The following is a 23,460-nucleotide window of genomic DNA, read 5'->3' as shown; positions in this document are numbered from 1 at the left end:
GCAGGCAAGCCCGCTCCCACATTTTTGACCCGGTACACCCTGTACGGCACCATGGCGCCCAATCGCATGTAAAAGGAACATCGCGTCCATGAGCGCCCTGATTGAAACCCGCGCCCTCACGCGCACCGACGAGCGCCGCCAGGTGGCGTTGCTGCAACCCACCGACTTCAGCCTCAACGCTGCCGACCGTGTGTCGATCACCGGCTCCTCCGGCTCCGGCAAAAGTGTGTTCCTGCGCGCCCTGGCCCTGCTGGACGCGCCCACTTCGGGGCAACTCCTGTGGAACGGCCAGCCGATCAGCAACGCCGAGATTCCCCACTACCGCTGCCATGTCAGTTACCTGTCACAACGCCCGGCGTTGATCGAGGGCACGGTGGAAGACAACCTGCGCTTTCCATTCAGCCTCAAGACCTCGCGCAAGCGCAGTTTTGACCTGGCAGCGGTTACTACATTGCTGGGTCACGCCGGTAAGGCGCCAGGCTTTCTGGCGAAGAGCGCGGCAGACTTGTCGGGCGGCGAGTCCCAGGTGGTCTCGCTGATCCGCACCCTGCAACTGAACCCCGAAGTGTTGTTGCTGGACGAGCCTACCGCCGCCCTTGATCCCACCTCGTCCCGTGAGGTGGAAGCGCTGATCGACGCTTGGTTCAGCGGCGATAAATCCCGCGCCTGCATTTGGGTCTCCCACGACCTCGACCAGGCCCAGCGCATGAGCAACATCCACCTGCACATGGACGCCGGCGTGTTGAGCGCAGCGGCCCAGCCATGAACTACCAGAACCTCACCGCCCTGGACATGGGCATCGCCGCCTCGCTGATCCTGATCAACGGCGCGCTTTCATTGCTGCTGCGCCTGGGCCTTGGCCGCCAACTGCTGTGGGCGGCAGTGCGTACCGTGGTGCAACTGCTGGCCATCGGGTACCTGTTGGGCTGGGTGTTCGAGTTCGCGTACTGGTACGTGGTGTTGCCGTTGATGTGTGCCATGACCCTGATCGCCGGCATGTCGGCCGCCGGGCGCGGGCGGCGCACGTACAAGGGGCAGCGGGTCGACAGCATCCTCTCGGTGTGGGGCAGTTCGTGGCTGGTGACGGCGGTGGGGCTGTTTGCGGTGATCCGCATCCACCCCTGGTATGAGCCGCAGTATGCGATTCCGATCCTCGGGATGATCCTGGGCAACACCCTGACCGGCGTGTCCTTGGGGATTGAGCGCATGACCCAGGAGCTGACCTCGGGCCGCAACACCATCGAAATGATCCTGGCCCTGGGCGGTTCGCGCTGGGAGGCGGCCCAGGAAGCGATCCGCCAGGCCGTGCGCGCGGGGATGATCCCAACCCTCAACCAGATGACCGTGGTGGGCATTGTCAGCCTGCCGGGCATGATGACTGGCCAAGTGTTGGCCGGTGAAAGCCCGGTGGATGCGGTGCGCTACCAGATCGTGATCATGTTCCTGATCGCGGCGTCGTCGGCGCTGGGCACGGTGGGCGCGGTGTTGTTGACGTACCGCCGGTTGTTTTCCGTGAGCCATCGCTTCCTGCGGGAGCGCTTGCAAGAGCGCTGATGGCCCTCAGGGTACCTAGCCGTTTGGTCAGTATTTAACCCACCCCTGATTTGTTAGGTTGGGAAACTTACCAACAGCCGGTTGAGCAACATGATCAGAGTGGTCGTCGTCGATGGGTTTTCATCCGGGAAGTTTGTGGCCCAGCGGTTGCGTGAAGCCGGTTGCGTGCTGATGCATATCGCCTCGTCGGGCACCCTGGACAGCGATTTTTACAAAGGCTTCGATCATTCGATCTACGAGCAGATGCTGGTCAATACCGATTTGGCGGTCACCCAGGCCAGCGTCGTGCGTTTCAAGGCCCAGTTCATCATTGCCGGCGCCGAGTCCGGCGTACTGTTGGCCGACGAACTCAGTGAGCGACTCCAACTGCCGTACCGCAATGACTTCGCCAGGTCCCTGGCGCGGCGCAACAAGTACGACATGATCCAATGCATTGCCCATGGGCAACTCCCCGCGCCCCGTCAGTTCATCGCCGGTACCTGGGCGTTGGCCGAGGCTTGGATCAAGCTCCAACGCCGCTTTCCCGTGGTGATCAAACCCCTCGAAAGTACCGGGTCCGACAGCGTATTTATCTGTGATGACCTGCACGATTGCGAGACGGCGGTGGGCGAGTTGCTGGGCACCACCAACCGGCTCAATAGGCCCAATACCCAGGTATTGATCCAGGAGTACCTGGCCGGGCTGGAATACGTCGTCAACATGGTGTCCCAGGACGGCCAGCAGGTAGTGACCGAAGTGGTGCGCCACCAGAAGCAACGCACCCAGGGCGGCAGCATCCTGCATGATATCGATGAGTTGATCAGCGTCGAATCGGCGGTGTATCCGGTGCTGGTGGACTACACCTGCGCCGTGTTGCGTTGCCTGGGCATTCGCAACGGTCCCAGCCATGCCGAAGTGATGTTCACCGAGGAAGGGCCCAAACTGGTGGAAATCGTCGCGTGCACCGATGACAACCTGCGCCCCGGCGTCTCACGGCAAACCACCGGGCTGGGACAGCTTGATGCGGTAGCGTTATCCATCACCTCACCGGAGATATTTGCGCAGTTGTTGACGCAGCCCGACGATTATCGGCTCTTGCAGCACACCAGCAGCGTCGGCCTGATCAACCGCGCGGCGGGGCGGTTCGACAATGAACTGTTTTTGACCGAACTGCTCAAGCTGGAATCGTTTTTCGATGTGGTATTTCACGTCGAGAACGGCCAGCGACTAGGCGTCACCCAGGACGTGGCGAGCCAACCGGGCACGGTTTACCTGGTACATGCCGACCCTTTGGTGATAGCGGCGGATTACCGCAGGATTCGCATTCTTGAAATTCAGGGGGTGTATCTGGTGGCGGGCTAGCAGTGGGCTATTCTCTCGCGGGCCGCTAGAGCGCAGTATCGACCCATCCACGACGAGGTGAGCGCCATGAACCCGATTGAACAGTCCCCCTGGCATGCCGGCGAACGACAGCTGCAAGACACGATTGGCATGGCCGAACGCATGGCGATGATCGGGCCCAAGGTGATCCGTGATCATCTGCCCGAACAGCACCGGGATTTCTATCCGCTGCTGCCGTACCTGCTGCTCGGCGTGGTGGATGACCAGGGCATCCCCTGGGCGACGATGGTGGAAGGCGCGCCAGGGTTCGCCCATTCGCCCGACGCCTACACCTTGCAGGTCGACAGCCTGCCCTCCAGCCAGGACCCGGCCCGGGCAGCGTTTCGTCAGGGGGCAGCGGTGGGCCTGTTGGGTATCGACCTCAACACCCGGCGACGCAACCGCATGAACGGCCGTGTTGGCGCCCTGGACCCCGATGGCTTCTCGGTGCAGGTGGTGCACACCTTCGGCAATTGCCCCAAGTACATCCAACTGCGGCCGGTGGCGGGTATTGCGCGCAAACCCGGTAATGAAGTGGGCCGCTCCACCGGCCTGGATGACGCGGCGCAAGCGATGATTCGCAAGGCCGACACGTTCTTCGTCGCCAGCTATGTCGACACCGATGGCGAACGCTCGGTGGACGTCTCCCATCGCGGCGGCAACACAGGTTTTGTGCGGGTGGACGGTAACCGGTTGACCATTCCGGACTTTGCCGGCAACCAATTTTTCAACACCCTCGGCAACCTGCAGGCCAATCCGGTGGCGGGGTTGTTGTTTATCGATTTTGAATCGGGGGATGTGCTGCAGGTGGCCGGCCGCACCTCGCTGATTCTCGACGGGCCAGCAGTGGCCGAGTTCGAGGGCGCACAGCGCTTATGGACCGTGACGGTGGAGCACGTCGTATGGCGCCCGGCGGCGTTGGCGTTGCGCTGGCAGTTTGCGGAGTTTTCGCCGTTCAGCCTGGCGCTGGGGGCGTGGCAGCGCTCTCCCGCCTGAGGCTGAATCCGCGCCAATGGGCACCTGCGCGGGCCGTCCGCCGTGAGCCACGGTGCCTTTCATCACTGGTCAACCCACCCGTTCCTCCCGTACCATTCGCGGCCCTCGCAGTGACGCGAGGCGCAGCGCCAGGAGGGCCATTGCATGCTTGTCCTGGGTCGCCTGCCGCTTTCTTACCGCCAGTGCTCAGGATCGAACATGTCTTGCTTTTCCAGGCCCTTGGCCTTGCTTCTCATTACCGCCGCCCTGACCGGTTGCGGCACCCAGCCGGCGTCGTTGGTCAGTGAACCGCTGCAGCCAGGCCCCCAGGAGCCGGTGGCCTACCTGGTAGGTTCCATCGGCCCGCAAAGCCTGTTGGCTTCTCCCGCCCCCAACCAGCGCCTGTTGTTTCGCAAACGCGGTTCGGCGTATGGCGCGGCCGGTGTGTGGGTCGGCATGGGCCGGGAAACGCCCCAGGATGTGAAGGAAATGGACGGCGCCGCCAGCGTGTTCGTCTTGCCACTCAAGCCTGGGGATTATGAGTTCTATGATTTCCAGTTCTTCTCCAGCAACTACTCGCCCACCCTGGGCACCACCTACACCTCGGTGCAGGCGCGCGAGAAGTTCAACCTGCCGCTGCGCCTGCAGGCGGGCAAAGCGTATTACCTGGGTGAGTTCCGCTCGTTGTGCCTGGGCGCCTCGTGCGCCTTCCGCTGGCGCGACCAGCAGGGGCGCGATGAGGCCATCGCACGTCGGTCCGTTCCCGGCCTGCCGACCCTGGAATTGATGCCGCTCGATTACCGCAGCGCCGCCCCTTACATCGTCGTACCGCTGCCTGGCGGTGCGGGCCAGAACCCTCAGGAGAAACGTCCATGAACCGCTGTATCGTCTTGGGCGCCTTGGCCCTGCTTGCGGGCTGCGCCACCACCAACACCTTGCCCGAACGCACCTTGCCCGATGGCCAGGACTACCTGCAACCCATCCATGTGATGGTCGATGACCCGCTTACTGCCGCGCAGATCCGCAACCAGTTGCGCGAAACCGGGGTGTTTCGCAGCGTCGAAACCGGCATGGGCAAGCCGGGGGACTATACGGTGTTGATCCGCTACAACAGCCAGCGCGACCTGCCGCCGTTTCCGGTGATCCTGTTGAGCACGGCCACACTGTTTCTGTTGCCGCTGTCCCAGAGCATCGACACCACCACCGAGTTTTCCCTGCAACACGACGGCAAACCGTTGAAGCAGTACAGCTACCGCAACGTCACCCAAAAATACACCTGGCTGCTCGACGGCAGTGGCGGCATGCAACAGCAGAACGTCGGCCGTATCGCCCGCGCCTTCGCCCAGGATGTACAACGCGATGGCCTGCTGCCCAAGGAGCAAGCGCAATGATCCGGACTTCACTACTGGCCGCCGTACTGCTGGTCGGCGGTTGCAGCACTGCACTCAAGCCCCTGGACTACAAGGCCGAGCGCGCCTATGTGCCGATGAGCGTGACCATGCCGCCGCCGGCGTCGCGTTTCGACCAGCAGAAACAGCGCGAAGTTATCCAGCGCCTGCGCGAGACCGGTGCGTTCAGCTTTCTGGATGGCGGTTTCAGCAAGACCGGCTACAGCCTGCTGGTGGACCAGAGCGGCGGCAAAGGCGCCGGAGTGCTCCCGGCCGTACTGGGGGCGTTGACGTTACTGACGGTGCCCATTCCCTATACCTATGAGCGGCAGTTGCATGGCTCGCTGTACAAGGACGGGCAATTGGTCAAGGCCTATGCCTACAAGCGTGGCGGCTGGACGGCGACGACCTGGTATATCCCGATGACCGAGCCGCGCAGTGAGAGTGAAATGCTGGGTGAGCTGATGCGTGATCTTGATCGGGATCGGTTGATTCCCTACCAATAAGGCACGGTGATTAGATACGTGCGATGGCAGCCTGTTTTTATCAGGTGTAAATCGATTCAACTGTGGGAGGGGGCTTGCTCCCGATGGCGGTGTGCCCGCCTCCAGATCACTTGGCTGATCCGCCCCTCCCACAGGGCATTGCCGGTGCGGCCGCGAGCTTGCGCAACAACGGCAACACCTGGGCCCCCACATGAATCGACTCCTCCAGGTGGGGGAAACCCGACAGGATAAAGCTGTCCACCCCCAGTTGGTGATACTCCTCGATCCGCTCCGCCACCCGCGCGTAGCTGCCCACCAGCGCAGTGCCCGCGCCCCCGCGCACCAGGCCCACACCTGCCCACAGGTTGGCTGACACTTCCAGTTCCCGTGCGCCGCGGCCGCGGCCTTGCATCAGTTGGGTCTGGCGGCTTTGGCCGACGGACTCATAGGCCGCCATTTGCCGCTGGGCCTGGTCGATGGCGTCCTTGGGGATTTCTTGCAGCAGGCGTTCCACATGCGCCCACGCTGCGTCGTCGGTCGGCGCGGCGAAGACATGCAGGCGCAGGCCGAAGCGCAAGGTGCGGCCCTGGGCGGCGGCGAGGTCGCGCATGCGTTGGATACGCTCGGCGATCATCGCCGGTGGTTCGCACCACATCAGGTAGGTTTGCCCATGGGCAGCCCCCACACGCTCGGCGGCTTCGGAGGCGCCGCCGAAGTAGATCGGCGGTGCCTCGGCACCCGGTGCAATCGGGGTGTGGATGCCGCTGCGGTAGTAACGGCCAGGGTGTGCCGGTGGCTGGCCGGCCCACACCGCCTGGAACACCTGCAGGAACTCAGCCGTGCGCGCATAGCGCTCGTCGTGCTCCAGAAAGTCCCCGAGGGAACGTTGTTCGAAGCGGCTGGAACCGGTCACCACATGCAGTGCCAGGCGGTTCTCGCTCAGCAACTGCAAGGTCGCTGCGCGATGCGCGGTGTAGGCGGGCAGCTCGGTGCCGGGGCGCAAGGTGAGCAGAAATTTCAGGCGGCGCACTTCCTGGGCCAGCACGGCGGTGATCAGCCACGGGTCTTCGAAGCCGCTGGCGGTGGGCACCATGATGCCGTCGAACCCGGCCTGCTCGGTGGCGCGCACGATCTGGCGCAGGTAGTCCAGGGTGGGGGCCCGTTCACCTTGTTGAAACAGCCCGACCTTGGGCAAACCACTGCTGGTGAGGTGACGGCCATCGCCGTTGGTGGGCAGGAACCAGTCCAGCTGGATCGGCGGGCGGACATCAGTGCTCATGGTGCAGGCGCTCCTTGCGCAAGAGGGGCAATACCTGTTCGCCAAAGCGCAACACGTCGCTGACGGCCGGGCCGCCTTCCAGGATCAGGTGGTTCAAGCCCAGGCCGTGCAGTTCCTGCAGGCGCGTGGCGATCTGTTGTGGGGTGCCCACCAGGATCAACGGTTGCCCCGGCGTGAGTTGCAGCACGTTCGGGTGCACTTCCCATTGACGCAACGGATGGCGCGCACGGGGCACGGTGGCCAGGGTTTGCGTGGGTAGCTCCGGCACCGGCAACAAACGCGCAGCGGTTTCCCAGGCCAGGTCTTCGCTGTCGTCCAGGATCAGGCCGAAGGTGCAGGCAAAGGTGAGCGTCGGCTGGATCGCTCGCCAGCGTTGTATCTCTTTGGCCAGCCACTGCGTAGAGCCGGGGGCGAGCAGGCAGGTCTGGGCATGTTCGGCCACCAGCGCATGGCTGTGGCTGTCGTCCAGCACCAGGGTGGGCGCGGGCAGTTCACGGCGGGCGACGCCGGCATTTTCCAGTTGAAAATACAGGCCCTGGTAATCCAGCCCACCCTGGTTGGGCGCCAACAGCTGTCGCAGGATCTGCAGGTACTCGCCAATACGTTCGCTGCGCTGGTCACGGTTGAGCCATTCACCAAACGCACTGCGCTCGCTGTTGGGCAGGTGCAGTTGCACCCGGTGGCCGCTGATGGATTGCAGGCTCTGCAAGGTGGTGGCCAATGCCGCCGGCAGCATCACCTCCGGCGGCACGCTCACGGCCAGGCGCACCCGCCGCGTGTGGGCACACAACGCTGCCGCCACCCCCAGGCTATCGGCACACAGGGCACCGCCGGGTACCCACAGGCCATCGAGGCCGGCGTATTCCACGGCCTGGGCCAGCTGAATCCATTGCCCCGGCCGCGCGGCCCAGTCGGGGGTGCACAGGGGCAATAGCCAACTGAATTCAAGGGGCGTGCTGTCGGTCATGTTCTTTTCCAACCCAGAGCCGGGGCAATGTCCCGCGCCAGGGTTTCCAAACGCTTGAGGATCTGCGCCTGGGTCGAGCTTTCGGCCTGGACCACGGCAATCAGGTAGTCAGCATAAGGCAGCAGGGACGGATCCTGTTGCAAGCTTTGAATCACTTCGTCGGGATGGCCGTGGTGCACGTTCATCAGGCGCAGGTGTTCCTGCAAGTCCACCGCCTGGTCGATCAGGCCTTCGCGTTGCAGGCGCGGGATATGCCGCTCGATATCCACCGCCAGTTCAGCCTGGGCGCTGGCACGGTCGGCGGCAGGGAAGATCGCACGGACCACGCCAATCCGCGGAGCGCGCTGCGGGTGCTGCCAGGCGTTCAGGTACGCATCGGCCAAGGGCTTTTGCACCGTCAGCGGATCATGGGTGGCAGTGCCCAGCAGCAGGCCATTGCCCTGTTGGGCGGTGTAGACGGCGCCCTCGGTGCTGCCGTGGGAGTGCCACAGGCGTTCGCCCAGGCCGGGGGCGGGTGGTTGCAGGGTCAACTCAGCGGTCAGCGGCGAGCCTTGCACCAGGTGTTGCAGGCGCTGCTGGCGCTGGGCGAAGTCGGCCTGGCGTTGGCTGGGGTCGCGGTCGAATGCACTGAAGTTATCCAGGTTGGCACCGCCACTGCCCAGGCCCAGTTGCACCCGCCCACCGCTCAGGGCATCCAGCACGCTGGCATCTTCGGCCAGGCGGATCGGGTCTTCGAACGGCAGCACAATCACCCCGGTGCCCAATTCGATACGCTGCGTGCGCTCGGCCACCGCCGCCAGCAACACCAACGGCGAAGGCAAGCGGCCAAAGCCATTGCTCAGATGGTGCTGGGCAATCCAGCCGCCGTCGAAGCCCAAGGCTTCGGCCACTTCGAATTGTTCGATCAGGTCGCGGTACACCTGCTGTGGGTCATCGCCAAAGGCGTGGCTCAAAAAGCCCAGTTTGAAGGTCATGACGGGGTTCCCGTGGGCTGCCAGCCGAGGGCTGGGGCGATGTGCTCGCGGATGATTTCCAGGGCGCGGATGGCCTCGCGCAATGGGGTGCTGGTGGTTTGCACTTGCAGGATCAACTGGTCGTGGGCGGTCAGCGCCGGGCCTTGCTGCAATTGCTCGATGATGCGCTCCACCGGGCCGTGGAGTACGCCCAGGCGCTTGAGGGTGGTGTCGAAATCATCGTTTAGCGTGCCTTTGAGCACGCCGATGCTTTGCTGGCGTTGGACGTAGGCCTGGATGTCGCGGCGGGTGGCGTCGTCCGGGGACGGCAGCAACGCTTGCACGCGGGCGACGCGCGCCGGGGTGCCGTTGTCGCCGGTCCAGGCGTTGCGGTAGCGGGTTACCAGTTCCACGCCCGCCTCGGGAGGCAGATGTGGGTTGGGCGCCATGATCAAGCCATGGCCGCGTTCAGCCACCAACTCGACGCGGGAGGTGGCCTCCCACAATCGATGGCTCAAGCCGCTGGCCCGTGGCAGCAGGCGCGAGCCACTGTCGGTCAATGGTGCGTTACCCAGGGCATTGAGCAGGTGTTGCAGGTGCTGTTCGTAGTCCCGATGGCGGGCGTCATGCTCGCGGCCAAAGGCCAGGAAGGTCTCGGGATCAAAACCCGCGCCCAAGCCCAGTTCCAAGCGCCCGTTGCTGAGCAAGTCGAGCACGGCGGCATCTTCGGCCAGGCGCAGTGGGGCTTCCTGGGGCAGCACGATAATCCCGGTGCCGAGGCTGATACGTTGGGTGCGCTGGGCAATCGCCGCCAACAACACCAAGGGCGACGGTAACCGGCCCTGCTCACTGGCAAAGTGGTGTTGTGCGACCCAGCCGCTGTCGAAGCCGAGTGCTTCGGCCACGCTGAACAGCTCCAGGGTGTCGCGGTAGACCTTGGGATCAAAACGGGGGCTGTAGACCCGGCTCAAGAAGCCCAGGGAAAAGCCTGCACTCATGGCTTCACCTCCTGGGCCAATTGTTTCTGCAACGCCGGCCCTGCGCTGATGGATTCTGGCAGGCCGCTGAACGGGCTGATGGTCAGGTAGCCCTTGTTCAGCCACACCGCTTCATCGTTCTGCTGCGCGGCAGTGGCGGCGGGGCTGTATTGGAAACCGATACCGGGTTTGCCCGGCAGGTTGAATTGCTTGAGGTCGTCGGTGTACAGCGCCTCAAAACCCACGTAACTGCCGACGCGGGTGAGCTTCACGCCTTTGATCTGGGTGTCCTTGGGCAGGTTGATATTCAGGCCCAGGCCCGGCGGCAGCAGGGCACCGTCGGGTTGGCGGTGCTGGTCGAGGGCGCGCACCAGCTTGGCCACCAGAACGGCGGCGCGCTGGGGGTCTTTCTCTTTGAGGTCGGTGCTCACCGCCAACGCCGGAATGCCCGCCTGCAACGCCACGCTCGCGGCGTTGAAGGTGCCGGAGGCCATATTGATCGCCCCCAGGTTGTTGCCGGGGTTGGGGCCGACGATCACCAGGTCGGGGTGGGGCAGCACTTTGTTCAGGCCCATCAGCAGGGCCATCACCGGTGTACCGCTGATTTGGATCTGCACGTCCTTGCCGGCACATTCGGCGCTCTGGCACAGGCCCTTATCGGTGGTGCTGATGTAGTAGCTGTCGGGGTAGGCCGGGTCGCTGTCATGGCCCACGGTGACTTCGCGGCCGAAGAAAAACGAACCGCCACGGGCGCTCTGGTCGCTTTGCGGCGCCGCGATCTTCACGCTGTGGCCTTGGGCCTTGAGCTCGGTATAGAGCGCACGAATGTTGGGGTGCTGATAGCCGTCGTCGTTGCTCAGCAAGATGTTCAAGGCAAAGGCCTTGGGCGCGATCACGCTGCCCAGGGCCAGCATCCATGCGCTGGGTTTCATGCCGGTACTCCTGTGGTAAAGCGGTTGGCCGGGCGCGGCAGGCCAAGGTTGTCGCGCAGGGTGGTGCCTTCGTAGGCCTGGCGGAACACACCGCGTGCCTGCAACAACGGCGTTACTTGATCGACAAACACATCAATGGCGCCAGGGAAGTACGGAAAGAACACATTGAAGCCATCGCACGCGCGGGCCTGGAACCACGCCTCAAAGTGGTCGGCCACGTCCTCGGCAGTGCCGATCACCGGGTTGCCTCCGGCCAGGCGCAAGTACAGCTGACGGATGCTCAGGTTCTCGCTGTGGGCCAGTTCCAGCACCTTGTCGCGGCGGCTGCCGCGCTGGCCCACGGGCGTGTCGGGCAGCGGGCCGTCGAGGTCATGGCCGGACAGGTCGATGTCATCGCCCAGGGTGTCGGCCAGCAAGCGCAGGCCCAGCACCGGATCGATCAGGGCCTGGAACTCTTCGAACAAGGCCTGGGCCTGCTCGCGGGTGTCGGCGATAAAGGGTGTGACGCCGGGCAGGATCTTGATGTGGTCCGGGTCACGCCCCAAGTCGGCAGCGCGTTGCTTGATGTCCTGATAGAACGCCTGGGCGCCTTCCAGGCTATGGGAGTGGGCAAAGATCACTTCCGCCACGCGGGCGGCGAGGTTTTTGCCCGGCTCCGACGCACCGGCCTGCACCAGCACCGGGTGGCCCTGGGGCGGGCGCGCCACGTTGAGCGGGCCGCGTACGGCAAAGTGTTCGCCACGGTGGTTGAGGGTATGCAACTTGGTTGGGTCGAAGTACTCGCCGCTGGCCTTGTCGCGGGTAAAGGCGTCGTCGTCCCAGCTGTCCCACAGGTCCTTGACCACGTCGTGGAATTCTTCGGCACGCTGGTAGCGGTCGCCGTGGTCCACATGGTTTTCGCGGCCGAAATTCCAGGCTTCATCGGAAACCACGGAGGTGACCAGGTTCCAGGCGGCGCGGCCCTTGGACAGGTGGTCCAGGGACGCGAACTTACGGGCGATATGGTAGGGCTCGTTGTAGGTGGTGGTCGCAGTGGCGATCAAGCCAATGTTGTTGGTGACGGCGGCCAGGGCCGACATCAGGGTCAGGGGTTCAAAGTGTTCAGCGCGGGCCGTGCGGCTGAGCGCATCGTGATGGTGCCCCCACAGCGCAACCACATCGGCGATGAACAACGCATCGAATTTGCCGCGTTCGGCGGTCTGGGCAATGTGCTTGAAATGCTCGAAATCCAGGCTGGCATCGGCCTGGGCCAGTGGGTGGCGCCAGGCAGCGACGTGATGGCCGCTGTTGGCGAGGAAGGCCCCAAGCTTGAGTTGGTCGGTGCGGCGGGTCATGAACAGGCTCCCGAAAAAGTGCCACACGGAACCGGCGAACCGGCCCCGTGGCCAGGGTTAGAAGTTGTACGTCACGCCGGTGTACCAGTAGCCGCCGGTGGTGCCGTAAGGCGAGAAGTTGCCGTAGGGGAAGCCGCCGGAGCTGCTGGCCAGGTCGGTGCGTTCCGGGTACTTGTTGAACAGGTTGTTGGCGCCGGCGTTGAGGGTGATGGCCGGTGTCAGGTGGTAGTCGATATTCAGGTCGGTAATCCACGCCGGCGAGAAGGTACGGTCGTAGATCTCGGCGGTGCCGTACTGGGTGTACTCGCCGTAGCGGGTCAGGTTCAGGCCCACTTCGAGTTTTTCCCAGGTCCAGGTGGTGCCCAGCAACAGCTTGGATTGGGGCAGGCCGTATTTGAGGTTGCCCTGGCGCTGGCGGTCGTAGCCACCGGTTGGGCCCAGGGCTTGCTGGGCCACGCTGGAGGCGTGGATATCATCGATCTGCGTGGTGTTCCAGTTGAAGCCCAGGGTGTAGCGCAGGTTGCCGTACGCCCCGATGCTCTGGCGGTAATCGCCTACCAGGTCAACGCCACGGGTGGTGGTGTCCAGGGCGTTGGTGAAGTAGGTCACGGCCTGGTTCGGGTTGAGCCCGGCTGCGGCGAGGATGGCGCTGATTTGCGGGGTGCCGCCCAGGTAGCCGGTCTGGGCGATGCGGTCCTTGATTTTGATCTGGTAGGCATCAAGGGTAATGCTGGTGGCGTCGGTAGGCTGCAGGGTCAGGCCCAGGCCGAAGTTGGTGGATTTCTCAGGCTTCAAGGTGTCGGCGCCGAGGGCCTTGGCCACATCGGAGTTGACCGCCACGTTGCGGTAGTCGAACAGCTGGCCGTTGACGCTGGTTTGCGAAGTGGAGCTGTAGATCTGCTGGGCCAACGACGGCGCGCGGAAACCGGTGCTGAAGGAGCCGCGCACGGCCAGGATCGGGGTCAACTGGTAGCGGGTGGCGAACTTGCCATTGGTGGTGGTGCCCGAGCCGTCGTTGTAGTGCTCGTAGCGACCGGCCAGGTCGATGTGCCATTTGTCGGTGAGGTCCTGCCCGATCTCGCCGTAGCCGGCCAGGCTGGTACGGCCTTTTTCGGCGGCGTCTTGCGGGGTGGTGCCGGCACCGGAGATGGTGCCCGGCGCGATCAGGCCACCGCTGGCGCCGGTGGTGAAGGGGCCGCTGGCGTAGGAGGCGTAGTCACCCTTGCCGATCTTGTAGTTCTCATAGCGCTGTTCAAGGCCCCAGGAGATTTGCGTGGGTTTGTGCAGGCCGAGGTCGAAGGCACGGGTGAGGTCGAGGTTGTTGGTCCACTGGCTGAAGGTTTTCACGCCGGTGTCCACCGAGGTCGGCGAATCCAGGCCATAGCTCAGGTTATAGGTGTGGCGCAGGGTGGCTTCGGCGTGGTCCTGGCCGTAGGTACTGGACAGGTCGTAGTTCCAGCCGCCCAGTTCGCCCTTGCCGCCGACGGCCACCTGAAAGTCATTTTCGATAAAGCGCAGGGTGTCTTCCACGCCTTCGGGGAACGGCGTGGCGATACCGTCGAAACTCGCGGGCTGGTGGAAGGCCAGGGGTTTTTCCGAGTTGCGGCGGGTGTAGGTGGAGAACGAGTAGAGGGTGAGGGCGTCATCCACCGGCAGTTCGGCGTTGTAGCCCAGGCTGAAATTGCGCGCTTCAGGCAGGCCGGTGCCGTAGTAGGTGTGCTGCAGGCTGGTGTTGCCGGCAGAGTCGGTATAGGGCGCGTTGTCGGAACGGTCGGAGATTTTCTGTTTTTTCACGTCCAGGGCGAGGTTGATAAAACCGTCGTTGGGCAGCGCGAGGCCCACGTTGCCGGTTTGGCGGGTGGTCTCGCCGTCGCCGTTTTCGTAGTTCTGGCCGTAGCTGGTGGACAGGCTGCCCCCGTGGTCGGTCTGCTTGAGCACCACATTGACCACGCCGCCGATAGCATCCGAGCCGTACTGGGCCGAGGCACCGTCGCGCAGCACTTCGACGTGATCCACCAGGGCGGTGGGGATCATGTCCAGGTCCACCGGCTGGGAGCCGGAGTTGAGGTAGGTGCCGTTGTTGAGCAGCGCGCTGTTATGACGACGCTTGCCGTTGACCAGCACCAGCACCTGGTCGCCATTGAGGCCGCGCAGGCTGATAGGGCGCACCACCGACGTGGAACCGAAGCCCGACGACGCCGGCTGGTTGAGCGATGGCAGCACCTTGCTCAGGGCGCGGGTCAGGTCACCCTGGCCGGTGGCGAGCAATTGTTTGGATGAAATCACATCCACCGGCGCCGGGCTTTCGGCCAGGGTGCGCGCCTGGCCACGGTTGCCGATCACCACCACAGTGTCCAGCGGGTTGTCGCTGGCCGGGGCGTCGGCGGCGAGGGTCAGGCTGCTGTAGCTGGCGGCCTCGCACAGGGCGACAAATAACAGGGTGTGGGCAAAGGCCTTGCTGGGCCTGCGGCCGGTGGCGCGGGACGTATTCATGATGGGCAACACTCCAATGGGTAAGGTGGCTTGTTGAGTTCAAGCTCTGGTATGGGTGTGAGAGCAAGGGCTGTGCCATCTGAAAAAATCTATATAAAACAGATGGTTGAGTGGTGTTGGTGTGGGCTGTTGGTGTTTTTCTAACAGGGCAGCAGGCAGGGTGTTGGTTTTTGTGCAGCGGTTTTTTGTGGTGCTCGGGTTTTGCGCCGTCAGGGCGGGGCAGCCGCGTTTGGCACACGGCTTGCTCACCCCACGCCATACCTAAACCCAAGGAAGCTTTTTCTGTATGCCTAGACCCGGCCCGCGCAATGCCCTCACCGATATCCCAGGCCTCACGGTCGGCCACGCCACGGACCTGCACGTCGATACCGGCGTTACGGTGATCCGCCCCGATGGTTTCTGGACCGCCAGCATCGACATCCGCGGCGGTGGCCCCGGTGGTCGCGAAACTGCAGCACTGGAGCCGGAGAACATGGTCGGCCAACTCCACGCCCTGGTGTTCGCCGGTGGCTCGGTATTCGGTCTGGGCGCCGCCGATGCCGTGGCGGCCAAACTGTCCCAGGATCAAGTCGGTTTGCATCTCAAGCCCGGTGCACCGGCCATCCCCATCGTGCCTGCTGCGGTGTTGCACGACCTGGCCAATGGCGGCGACAAGGACTGGGGCCTGGAACCGCCTTACCGGCGCCTGGGCTTTGAAGCGCTGGCCAATGCCGGTGACGACTTTGCACTGGGCTCGGTGGGCGCGGGCAGGGGCGCCATGGCCGGGGTGTTGAAGGGCGGGTTGGGCACGGCCTCCCTGGATTTGGGCGATGGCCTGATCGTCGCTGCGCTGGTGGTCGCCAACCCGATCGGCTCGGTGTACATGCCCGATGGCAAGACCTTCTGGGCCTGGCCCTGGGAAGTGGCGGGGGAGTTCGGGGGCCACCGGCCGCAAACCGAGATGGATTGCAGCGACCCGATGCCGGAGTTATCGCGCCTGGACTCCATGGGCCGCCTGCAAGCCGGGGCCAATACCACGCTGGTGGTGGTGGCCAGTACCGCACGGTTGACGGTGGCCGAGTGCAAGCGCGTGGCGATCATGGCCCAGGATGGGATTGCACGGGCGGTGCGCCCGGCGCATTTGCCGTTTGATGGGGACACCGTGTTTGCCTTGGCTTCGGCGGCAGTGGAAATCACGGACGGACCACGACGGCAGGTGGAGATCGGCCGGATTGGCGCGGCGGCAGCTGATTGTGTGGCGCGGGGGATTGCGCGGGGGGTCTTTTGTGCAACGTTGATGTGACGGTGTTCCTGACCCGTCGGTAACTATCCGGGGCAGCTTGTGAGGTTCCTCAAGCAGCTTTTAATTAGCTCATTATCGGCTATATCAAAAGCTGCTGATCCTGCTGGGGAAGTCCATATCATGGGTAAGTCAGTGCATCCTGAGCCTCACATTTTCCCGCTAGCCAGAAGCTGGCTTTAGGATTCTTGTCAGAGACTACGACGCAATCTTTGAACTCAGCGACTATATGGGTTTTTCCCGGCGTACGATTGAGTCTGAACTTTATAGTGCCACTCTCGGCTTGCCAGATTTCAGGGTTAAGACCCGTGTTGAGGGGGGTGATGTGACACACAATCGATGCCGGGCCACCACGGGTGATGGAGTATTCCCCATCATTCAAATAATCGTAGATGTTGACAATTACCTGTGAAATATCCTCCTTAGGCATGGGTATAAAACGAATGCCCACCACTTGCCAAAAGGTGATAGGCGTCTGGTATTTCCTGAAAAGTATGGGATCAAGCTTTGGTGCCTTCATGGATGTGTTGTCCAGTTTTATTATCATTTCTCCGGTGGTTTTCTCAGATGAATCATCGGGGGGGGTAATGGCTTGCGGCGGGAGTATATTTTTCATGACGGGATTCCTGAAAGAGCAATTTATTTCACTGTGCTGCTCCATTTTCCAGAATTTAGCCGGTTGTTGAACTGTCAAAAGTGACAGGTTTAACGGGGCCGGTTTTCATCGCGAAACGCTATTGCGCGGCTGTTATTTTTCTTTGGGGCCTATCACTGTTTGTAATCGGGCTTGGGCCTTATCCGCCTGTTCAGGCAAGCCCAGCGCTTGATACACCCGCCCCAAACTCCGATTCGTCGGCACATCCCATCCGTCATACCGACGGCGCAACTCCAGCGTTTGCTGCGCGCCAAACCAATCCCCAGCCTTCAACCGCGCATCCAACTCCACCTGGGCAAACAGATCCCGCTGCGCATGGCTGCCGCCGATTTCATTCAGGCGCGGCAGGGCGATTGTCAGTTGCTCCAGCGCCTGTTGCCAGTGCCCTCGGGCATGGGCCAGCAAGCCCTTGGCCAACGGCAGGGTCACCTCACCCCATACCGGGCGCGCAGCAACACTGTGTTCGTGCAACGCTGCCAACAGCTCATCCGCCTCGGGCTTGCCGGCCCGCGCCAGGCCGTACAAATACTGCACGCTCAGGAACGGCTGCACGGTATCCCCCACGCGCCGTTGCAGGTATGGCGCCAATGCCTGCCAGCGCTGGCCCACATCGATCCCTGCCAGTTCCAGGCGCGCCAGCAACGACACAGCGCCCACCTGGTCCTGGGAGTATTCCGGGAGGATGCCCCATACGTGCTGGTCGTAAATCTCCAGCACCCGTTGGTCTTCACCCCGCGCCAGGTAGAACAGCGCCAGGTGCCACCAGTTGTGGGTGTACATGAAGGAGTTCAAACCCGCCCAGTGATGGGCCACGCCTTCCAGGAACTCAGTGCCTTCCTCGATACGGCCTTGGGTCAGCATCACATGGGCCAACGCATGTTGCGCCCAGGGTTCCGAGGGTTGCAGGCGCAATGCCTCTCGGGCACTGGTTTCGGCTTCTTCCAGCAGGTGGCACTGCTCGAAGGCGAAGGCCAGCAGGCCATGGCTGTGGGCGATGTCGGGCGCGCCAGAGGTGGCTTTCAGGCCGATGCGCAGCAGTGCGGGCCAGTTGCCGCGGTTGAACTCCAGGTACTGGTTGAGCTTGGCGGCGAACAGGTCGCGGGGGTAGCGGTCCAGCAGGTGTTCGCTCAGGTGCAGGACCTGGTCGAGGTCGTCGTGGATCCAGGCCTGCAGCGCGGCCAGGTACAGCTGGGCGCGCGGGTGGTCGCTGTTCACGGCGGCGGCGCGCTGGCGGTAGTGCTCGGCCAGGCTTGGGCCCTCGGGCGACTCGATGAACATCAGCAGCAAACCGGCGAAGGCGTTGGCCAGGGCCGAGTCGGGGTCGGCATCGGCCGCAGCGAGGATGCCTTCGGCGCGCGGCTGGTAGCTGAGGAAGCCGCCGATGAAGTCGTCCACACCCTGGCGGGTGGAAGGGTTGAGGGTGTCGAGGGGGTTGCCCAGGTAATCCAGTGACATGGGGTTAAGGCTCGTGGGGTCAGATGGAGATGACAGGGCAAACCCTGTGCCACCTGAACACTACACAGTCGATGTGGGAGGGGGCTTGCTCCCGATAGCAGTGTGTCAGCTTGCCCATTTGTCTCTGATATACCGCTATCGGGGGCAAGTCGAATCGTCGCACCGCCCCTCCCACATTGGGATGGTTTTGCTGCTGCTTTTTGCACACTCGCGCGAATCACTGTGGATTTTTCATCAGCCCGATCACCGCTGATTGCAACAAGCCCTGGCCCAAGCCCCCATGGCACAGCCCTTGCAAAATCCCTCGTAGAACTTTTCCATTCGAGGAGCCTTCATGCGCCCATTCTCTTTCCGCCGCGCCCTGTCATCCATTGGCCTGTGCACCGCGTTGCTGGCCGGCCAGGCCCAGGCGCAACCCCAGGAGGGCGGGGTGTTGAACCTGGTGGCCCAGCCCGAGCCGCCGTCGCTGATGCACGGCGTGGTCAGCCATGTGTCCACCCAATACGTGAGCGGCAAGGTGCTGCAAGGCCTGCTGACCTTCGACACCGACCTCAACCCCAAACCGGTGCTGGCCAAGTCCTGGACCATTTCCCCGGACGGCCTCACCTACACCTTCACGCTGCAAGACAACGTGCACTGGCACGATGGCCCAGCCTTCACCGCCGATGATGTGGTGTTCAGCTTCCAGACCTTCTACCCCGAAGTGGACAAGCGCCTGGGCGGGATCATCACCGAGTACGTGGACAGCATCACCGCCACGGGCCCGCAGCAGGTGGTGTTCAAGTTGAAGAAACCCTTCGCCCCCTTGCTCTCGGCCCTGGGCAGCGGCTTGCGCCCGGTGGTGCCCAAGCACCTCTACGAGAACACCGATTTTCGTAACAACCCCTATAACCTCAAGCCGGTCGGCACTGGCCCGTTTGTGTTCGTGGAATGGAAGCGCGGTGCCTACATCAAGCTGGCCAAAAACCCTAACTACTGGAAAAAAGGCCTGCCGCACCTCGACAGCATCATCTTCCACGTGATCCCCGATGGTTCCTCCCGCGCCGCAGCCTTCGAGCGCAATGACGTGCAAGTGCTGCGCAGCGGCGATGCCGACTATTCCGACCTCAAGCGCCTCACGGCCTTGCCGGATGTGCAGTCGTCGGAGAAGGGCTGGGAGCTGTACTCGGGCCTGGCCTTCTTGCAGATCAACACGCGCAAGCCGCCGTTGAACAACCCCAAGGTGCGCCAGGCGATCCTGTATGCGCTGAACCGCCAGTTCATTGTCGACAACATCTTCTTTGGCTCGGGCAAAGTCGCCCAGGGGCCGTTTGTGTCGACCTCGCCGTACCACGACCCGCAGTTGCCGCAGTACGCCTATGACGTGAAAAAAGCCAAGGCGCTGATCGCTGAGTCGGGCGTGGATGTGGGCGCGGTGCGTATCCGCCTGCTCAACGGCGAGAAGGGTGGCGCCTGGGAGCGCCTGGCCGAGTACACCAAGCAATCGTTGCAACCCTTGGGCTTCAAGGTGCAGGTGGTGACGTCGGATTCGGCCACCTGGTTCCAGCGCGTCAGTGATTGGGACTTCGACCTGACCTACAACTTTATCTTCCAGATCGGCGACCCGTACCTGACCAGCGCCTACCTGTTCCGCTCCGACTACATTCTCAAGACCTCGCCGTTTGCCAATGTCAGCGGCTACAACAGCCCCGAGGCGGACGCCTTGTGGGCCAAGGTTGCCGACACGCCGCAGGGCCCGCAGCGTACCCAACTCTACAGCCAGCTGGAAAACCGACTGAACACCGACCTGCCCATCGCACCGATCTTCGAAATGCGCTACCCGACGCTGTTTCACAAGCAAGTGAAAAACCTGCTGCAAACCGCCACCAGCCTTAACGAAGACTACGAAAGCGTCTACCTCGACGCCCCGGCGCCATGAACGGCGTGCTGTATCTCGGCGGGCGCCTGTTCAAGGCGCTGCTGATGGTGGTGGCGGTGCTGGTGTTGAGCTTCCTGTTGATCCGCCTGGCGCCGGGCGACCCGGCGTTGCTGCTGGCCGGTGAAGCGGGGGTGGACGATGTGCAGTTTATCGAGCAGTTGCGCCAGACCATGGGCCTGGACAAGCCGCTGCTGCACCAGTTGCTGATCTACCTGGGCCATATCGCCCACCTGGACCTGGGCTATTCCTATCGCAACCAGACCACGGTGTGGGCGCTGATCAGCGAACGCTTGCCAGCCACGCTGGCCTTGATGGGCTCGGCGTTTGTGCTGTCGTCGGTGCTGGGGGTGACCTTGGGGGTGCTGGCGGCGCGTGCCCGGCAGAAACGGCACTGGCTCGATGGGGTGATCTCCCAAGGCGCCCTGTTGTTGTTTGCGATGCCGCCGTTCTGGCTGGCGATGCTGATGATTTTGCTGTTTTCCGTGAGCCTGGATTGGCTCCCGGCGTTCGGCATGGAAACCGTGGGCCGTGACTTCTCGCTGCTCGACCGCCTGCAGCACTTGCTGCTGCCGTGCCTGTCCCTGAGCGTGCTGTTTTTGGCCCTGTATATCCACCTGACCCGCGCCGCCGTGCTCGACGCCCTCGGGCAGGAATACGTACGCACCGCTCACGCCAAGGGCCTGCACCCGCGCCGGATTCTGTATGTGCATGTGCTGCGCAATGCCTTGCTGCCGGTGGTGACCTTCGCCGGTTTGCAACTGGGCCAACTGGCCAGCGGCGCCCTGTTGGTGGAGGTGGTGTATTCCTGGCCCGGCATCGGCCGCTTGATGTACGACTCCCTCGCTCAACGCGACTATGGCGTGTTGATGGGCGGCTTTCTGGTGATCTCGATTCTGGTGGTGGGCTTTAACGTGTTGACCGATGTGATCTGCCGTTTCCTCGACCCGCGTATTGGTGCCGGAGGACAGGGCTGATGGCGGTACTCAAGCGTTTTATCCGCCAGCCATCGGCGCTGCTGGGCGCGGTGTTTTTGTTATTGCTGGCCGCGCTGGCGCTGACGGCGCCGTGGCTGACCGACAGCTCGCCCTGGGAAATGAACACCCAGCCGATGCTGCCGCCGTTCCAGGATGCCGCCCATTGGCTGGGCAGTGACCTGCTTGGTCGTGACCTGGGCAGCGGCTTGCTCTACGGCGCCCGCGTGTCCCTGGCCGTTGGCGCGCTGGCGAGTCTCTCGACCTTGCTGGTGGGGCTGATTGTCGGCGCTATCGCCGGCTACTTCGGCGGCTGGCTCGACGGCGTGTTGATGCGCATCGCGGAGTTCTTCCAGATCATTCCGCAGTTGGTGCTGGCGGTGATCCTGGTGGCCGTGCTGGAACCGTCCCTGGGCTCCATCGTGCTGGCTATCTCACTGGTGGCGTGGCCGGCCGTAGCGCGGCTGGTGCGCAGTGAATTCCTGACCTTGCGCCAGCGCGAATTCGTGCAGGCGGCGCGGGTGCTGGGGCAGTCGCCATGGGGCATCGTTACCCAGCAAATCCTGCCCAACGCCCTGGCGCCATTGCTGGTGACCATGACCTTTGTAATGGCCACCGCGATCCTCACCGAGGCAGCGCTGGCCTTTCTGGGCTTGAGCGACCCCGAGGCCATGAGCTGGGGCTACATGATCAACGCCTCCCGTGGCCTGCTGCGTGACGCCTGGTGGATGAGCTTCTTGCCGGGGCTGGCGATTGTGCTGTGCGTGCTGGCCGTCAACCGGGTGGGCGAAGGCCTGCGCGTGGCCTTTGAACCGGAGAGGTCGCTATGACGTTATTGAGTGTGGAGCACCTGCGCATCGCCTTGCCGGCCGGTGCCGACCGCAGCCATGCGCTGTACGACCTGTCGCTGCAACTGCGCAGCGGTGAGTGTTTGTGTGTGGTGGGCGAGTCCGGCTCGGGCAAATCCATGTTGGCCAAGGCGCTGCTGCGCCAATTGCCGGTGCCGCTGACGGTGGAAAGCGGGCGCCTGCTGTTGCGTGGTGAAGACCTGGCCAACCGCAGCGAAGCCGCCATGCGCGACCTGCGTGGGCGCGATATCAGCATGGTGTTCCAGGAGCCCATGAGTGCGCTGAACCCGCTGCTGCGGGTGGGCGAGCAAATCGATGAAACCCTGCGCGCCCATGGCGTGAAATCCTCCCAGCAACGTCGCCAGCGTGTGGTGGAATTGCTCGGCTATGTCGGCCTGCCCGACCCCGAGCGCCTGCGCCTGGCGTATCCCTTCGAGTTGTCCGGCGGCCAGCGCCAGCGGGTGGTGATTGCCATGGCGCTGGCGTTCGATCCGGCCTTGCTGATTGCCGATGAGCCCACCTCGGCGCTGGATGTGACCACTCAGGCGCAGATCCTCGACCTGCTGCGCAAAATCCAGCAGGACAAGGGCATGGCCTTGTTGTTTATCACCCATGATTTTGCCGTGGTCGAAGCGATAGCCGACCGTGTGCTGGTGTTGGAAAAAGGCCTGCAGGTGGAACAGGGCAGTGCCCGGCAGATTCTGCGCGAGCCCAAGGCCGCGTACACCCGCCAATTGCTCGCGGCGGTGTCTGCCGAGCCGTTGGCGCCACGGGGTGTGGTCAGCGGGCCGGTGGTGCTCAAGGCTGCGCAGTTGGACAAGATATTTCGCAGCCGTGCCGGGTGGTGGGGCAAGCGCACCACCCAGGCGCTGGACGCGGTGCAGCTGGAGCTGCGCGAAGGCGAAACCCTGGGCATTGTCGGTGAGTCCGGCTCGGGCAAATCCACCCTCGGCCGGTGCCTGGTGCGCTTGCTGCGGGCTGACAGCGGGCATATCCAGTGGCTCGGCCAGGACGTGGCGACGCTCTCGGAGGCGCGCTTGCGGCCATTGCGCAGCGATGTGCAGATGATCTTCCAAGACCCGTTCGCCTCCCTCAACCCACGCCAGACCGTGGGCCGCATCATCATGACCGGGCCGTTGGTGCAGGGCGTTTCGAAGGCTCAAGCGCAGCGCCGTGCGCGGGAGCTATTGGAACTGGTTGGGCTGCCGTCCACCGCGTTCGAGCGCTACCCCCATGAATTCTCCGGCGGCCAGCGCCAGCGCATCGGCATTGCCCGCGCCTTGGCAGTGGAGCCCAAGGTGTTGATTGCCGATGAATGCGTGTCGGCGCTGGATGCATTGATCCAGGTGCAGATCCTGGAATTGTTGGAGTCGCTGCAACGGCGCTTGAAGTTGAGCATCGTGTTTATCACCCACGACCTGCGGGTGGCGGCGCGGCTGTGTGACCGCATCGCCGTGATGCAGAACGGGCGGGTGGTGGAGCAGGGGGCGACGGCGGGGTTGTTTGCCGATGCGCGGCATCCCTATACCCGTGCGTTGCTGCAATCGGCGATTGCCGAGGAGTACGCAATCTAAATGTGGGAGCGAGCAAGCCCGCTCCCACATTTTCAACCGAGTTTATTTACCGAGGAATGTGGTG

General features: G+C 63.4%; 21 protein-coding genes. 12 read left to right on the top strand and 9 right to left on the bottom strand.

The window, feature by feature from the left end:
• Positions 1 to 88: 88 nt before the first annotated feature.
• From DYL59_RS20880 to DYL59_RS20850, 7 genes are all read left to right on the top strand, one after another.
• A complete protein-coding gene (locus DYL59_RS20880; RefSeq protein WP_135290868.1) occupies positions 89 to 766 on the top strand; it encodes an ABC transporter ATP-binding protein in 678 nt (225 codons plus the stop codon).
• On the top strand, positions 763 to 1,554 hold the full coding sequence (locus DYL59_RS20875; RefSeq protein ID WP_135290867.1) for an ABC transporter permease: 792 nt from the start codon (positions 763 to 765) through the stop codon (positions 1,552 to 1,554). Before DYL59_RS20880 ends, DYL59_RS20875 begins: the two co-directional genes overlap by 4 nt.
• A gap of 90 nt (positions 1,555 to 1,644) precedes the next feature.
• A complete protein-coding gene (locus DYL59_RS20870) occupies positions 1,645 to 2,895 on the top strand; it encodes an ATP-grasp domain-containing protein (protein WP_135290866.1) in 1,251 nt (416 codons plus the stop codon).
• A gap of 66 nt (positions 2,896 to 2,961) precedes the next feature.
• Positions 2,962 to 3,909: a pyridoxamine 5'-phosphate oxidase family protein gene (locus tag DYL59_RS20865; RefSeq protein WP_135290865.1), complete on the top strand. Its 948-nt coding sequence runs from the start codon at positions 2,962 to 2,964 to the stop codon at positions 3,907 to 3,909.
• A 225-nt stretch (positions 3,910 to 4,134) separates the two neighbouring features.
• Positions 4,135 to 4,764, top strand: coding sequence for a hypothetical protein (locus tag DYL59_RS20860; protein ID WP_238340743.1), 630 nt, complete (start codon positions 4,135 to 4,137; stop codon positions 4,762 to 4,764).
• On the top strand, positions 4,761 to 5,279 hold the full coding sequence (locus DYL59_RS20855; RefSeq protein WP_135290863.1) for a hypothetical protein: 519 nt from the start codon (positions 4,761 to 4,763) through the stop codon (positions 5,277 to 5,279). Before DYL59_RS20860 ends, DYL59_RS20855 begins: the two co-directional genes overlap by 4 nt.
• Complete coding sequence (locus tag DYL59_RS20850) at positions 5,276 to 5,782, top strand: hypothetical protein (protein ID WP_135290862.1); 507 nt, start codon at positions 5,276 to 5,278, stop codon at positions 5,780 to 5,782. The genes DYL59_RS20855 and DYL59_RS20850 overlap by 4 nt, the downstream gene beginning before the upstream one ends.
• A gap of 106 nt (positions 5,783 to 5,888) precedes the next feature.
• Here the strand turns inward: DYL59_RS20850 and DYL59_RS20845 are convergent, their stop codons facing one another.
• From DYL59_RS20845 to DYL59_RS20815, 7 genes are read right to left on the bottom strand one after another with little or no spacing between them, the layout of a single operon-like run.
• Positions 5,889 to 7,040, bottom strand: coding sequence for an LLM class flavin-dependent oxidoreductase (locus DYL59_RS20845; protein WP_135290861.1), 1,152 nt, complete (start codon positions 7,038 to 7,040; stop codon positions 5,889 to 5,891).
• Complete coding sequence (locus DYL59_RS20840; RefSeq protein WP_135290860.1) at positions 7,030 to 8,007, bottom strand: LLM class flavin-dependent oxidoreductase; 978 nt, start codon at positions 8,005 to 8,007, stop codon at positions 7,030 to 7,032. The genes DYL59_RS20845 and DYL59_RS20840 overlap by 11 nt, the downstream gene beginning before the upstream one ends.
• Positions 8,004 to 8,981, bottom strand: coding sequence for an LLM class flavin-dependent oxidoreductase (locus DYL59_RS20835; protein ID WP_135290859.1), 978 nt, complete (start codon positions 8,979 to 8,981; stop codon positions 8,004 to 8,006). The genes DYL59_RS20840 and DYL59_RS20835 overlap by 4 nt, the downstream gene beginning before the upstream one ends.
• On the bottom strand, positions 8,978 to 9,958 hold the full coding sequence (locus tag DYL59_RS20830; protein WP_135290858.1) for an LLM class flavin-dependent oxidoreductase: 981 nt from the start codon (positions 9,956 to 9,958) through the stop codon (positions 8,978 to 8,980). The genes DYL59_RS20835 and DYL59_RS20830 overlap by 4 nt, the downstream gene beginning before the upstream one ends.
• Positions 9,955 to 10,869 carry a 5'/3'-nucleotidase SurE gene (locus DYL59_RS20825; RefSeq protein ID WP_135290857.1) on the bottom strand — a complete coding sequence of 305 codons (915 nt, stop codon included), beginning with the start codon at positions 10,867 to 10,869 and terminating at the stop codon, positions 9,955 to 9,957. The genes DYL59_RS20830 and DYL59_RS20825 overlap by 4 nt, the downstream gene beginning before the upstream one ends.
• Positions 10,866 to 12,203 carry an LLM class flavin-dependent oxidoreductase gene (locus tag DYL59_RS20820; protein ID WP_135290856.1) on the bottom strand — a complete coding sequence of 446 codons (1,338 nt, stop codon included), beginning with the start codon at positions 12,201 to 12,203 and terminating at the stop codon, positions 10,866 to 10,868. The genes DYL59_RS20825 and DYL59_RS20820 overlap by 4 nt, the downstream gene beginning before the upstream one ends.
• Positions 12,204 to 12,260: 57 nt before the next feature.
• Positions 12,261 to 14,696, bottom strand: coding sequence for a TonB-dependent receptor plug domain-containing protein (locus tag DYL59_RS20815; RefSeq protein WP_135290855.1), 2,436 nt, complete (start codon positions 14,694 to 14,696; stop codon positions 12,261 to 12,263).
• A 286-nt stretch (positions 14,697 to 14,982) separates the two neighbouring features.
• On the opposite strand from DYL59_RS20815, the gene DYL59_RS20810 reads away from it, so the two are divergent.
• Positions 14,983 to 15,978, top strand: a complete 996-nt coding sequence (locus DYL59_RS20810) for a P1 family peptidase (RefSeq protein WP_135290854.1) — start codon at positions 14,983 to 14,985, stop codon at positions 15,976 to 15,978.
• 118 nt (positions 15,979 to 16,096) lie between these two features.
• Here the strand turns inward: DYL59_RS20810 and DYL59_RS20805 are convergent, their stop codons facing one another.
• The gene (locus tag DYL59_RS20805) at positions 16,097 to 16,591 is read right to left on the bottom strand and encodes a hypothetical protein (protein WP_135290853.1); all 495 of its coding nucleotides are present in this window, start codon (positions 16,589 to 16,591) and stop codon (positions 16,097 to 16,099) included.
• 132 nt (positions 16,592 to 16,723) lie between these two features.
• Complete coding sequence (locus DYL59_RS20800; RefSeq protein ID WP_135290852.1) at positions 16,724 to 18,085, bottom strand: tetratricopeptide repeat protein; 1,362 nt, start codon at positions 18,083 to 18,085, stop codon at positions 16,724 to 16,726.
• Positions 18,086 to 18,419: 334 nt separating this feature from the next.
• Here DYL59_RS20800 and DYL59_RS20795 point away from each other — a divergent pair, with 334 nt between their 5' ends.
• Genes DYL59_RS20795 through DYL59_RS20780 form a run of 4 tightly spaced genes read left to right on the top strand, consistent with a single transcriptional unit; the run spans position 18,420 to position 23,396 of the window.
• Positions 18,420 to 20,003 carry an ABC transporter substrate-binding protein gene (locus DYL59_RS20795; RefSeq protein WP_135290851.1) on the top strand — a complete coding sequence of 528 codons (1,584 nt, stop codon included), beginning with the start codon at positions 18,420 to 18,422 and terminating at the stop codon, positions 20,001 to 20,003.
• Positions 20,000 to 20,977, top strand: coding sequence for an ABC transporter permease (locus DYL59_RS20790; protein WP_135290850.1), 978 nt, complete (start codon positions 20,000 to 20,002; stop codon positions 20,975 to 20,977). The genes DYL59_RS20795 and DYL59_RS20790 overlap by 4 nt, the downstream gene beginning before the upstream one ends.
• Positions 20,977 to 21,804 (top strand): ABC transporter permease, encoded by an 828-nt coding sequence (locus DYL59_RS20785; protein WP_135290849.1) that lies wholly within the window; start codon positions 20,977 to 20,979, stop codon positions 21,802 to 21,804. Before DYL59_RS20790 ends, DYL59_RS20785 begins: the two co-directional genes overlap by 1 nt.
• On the top strand, positions 21,801 to 23,396 hold the full coding sequence (locus DYL59_RS20780) for a dipeptide ABC transporter ATP-binding protein (protein WP_135290848.1): 1,596 nt from the start codon (positions 21,801 to 21,803) through the stop codon (positions 23,394 to 23,396). The genes DYL59_RS20785 and DYL59_RS20780 overlap by 4 nt, the downstream gene beginning before the upstream one ends.
• Positions 23,397 to 23,460 lie beyond the last annotated feature (64 nt).

It is taken from the genome of Pseudomonas kairouanensis (assembly GCF_004682055.1).
Classification (GTDB): Bacteria; Pseudomonadota; Gammaproteobacteria; order Pseudomonadales; family Pseudomonadaceae; genus Aquipseudomonas; species Aquipseudomonas kairouanensis.
Note: the sequence above shows the minus strand (reverse complement) of the source record. Positions and strands in the feature narration are given on the sequence as shown.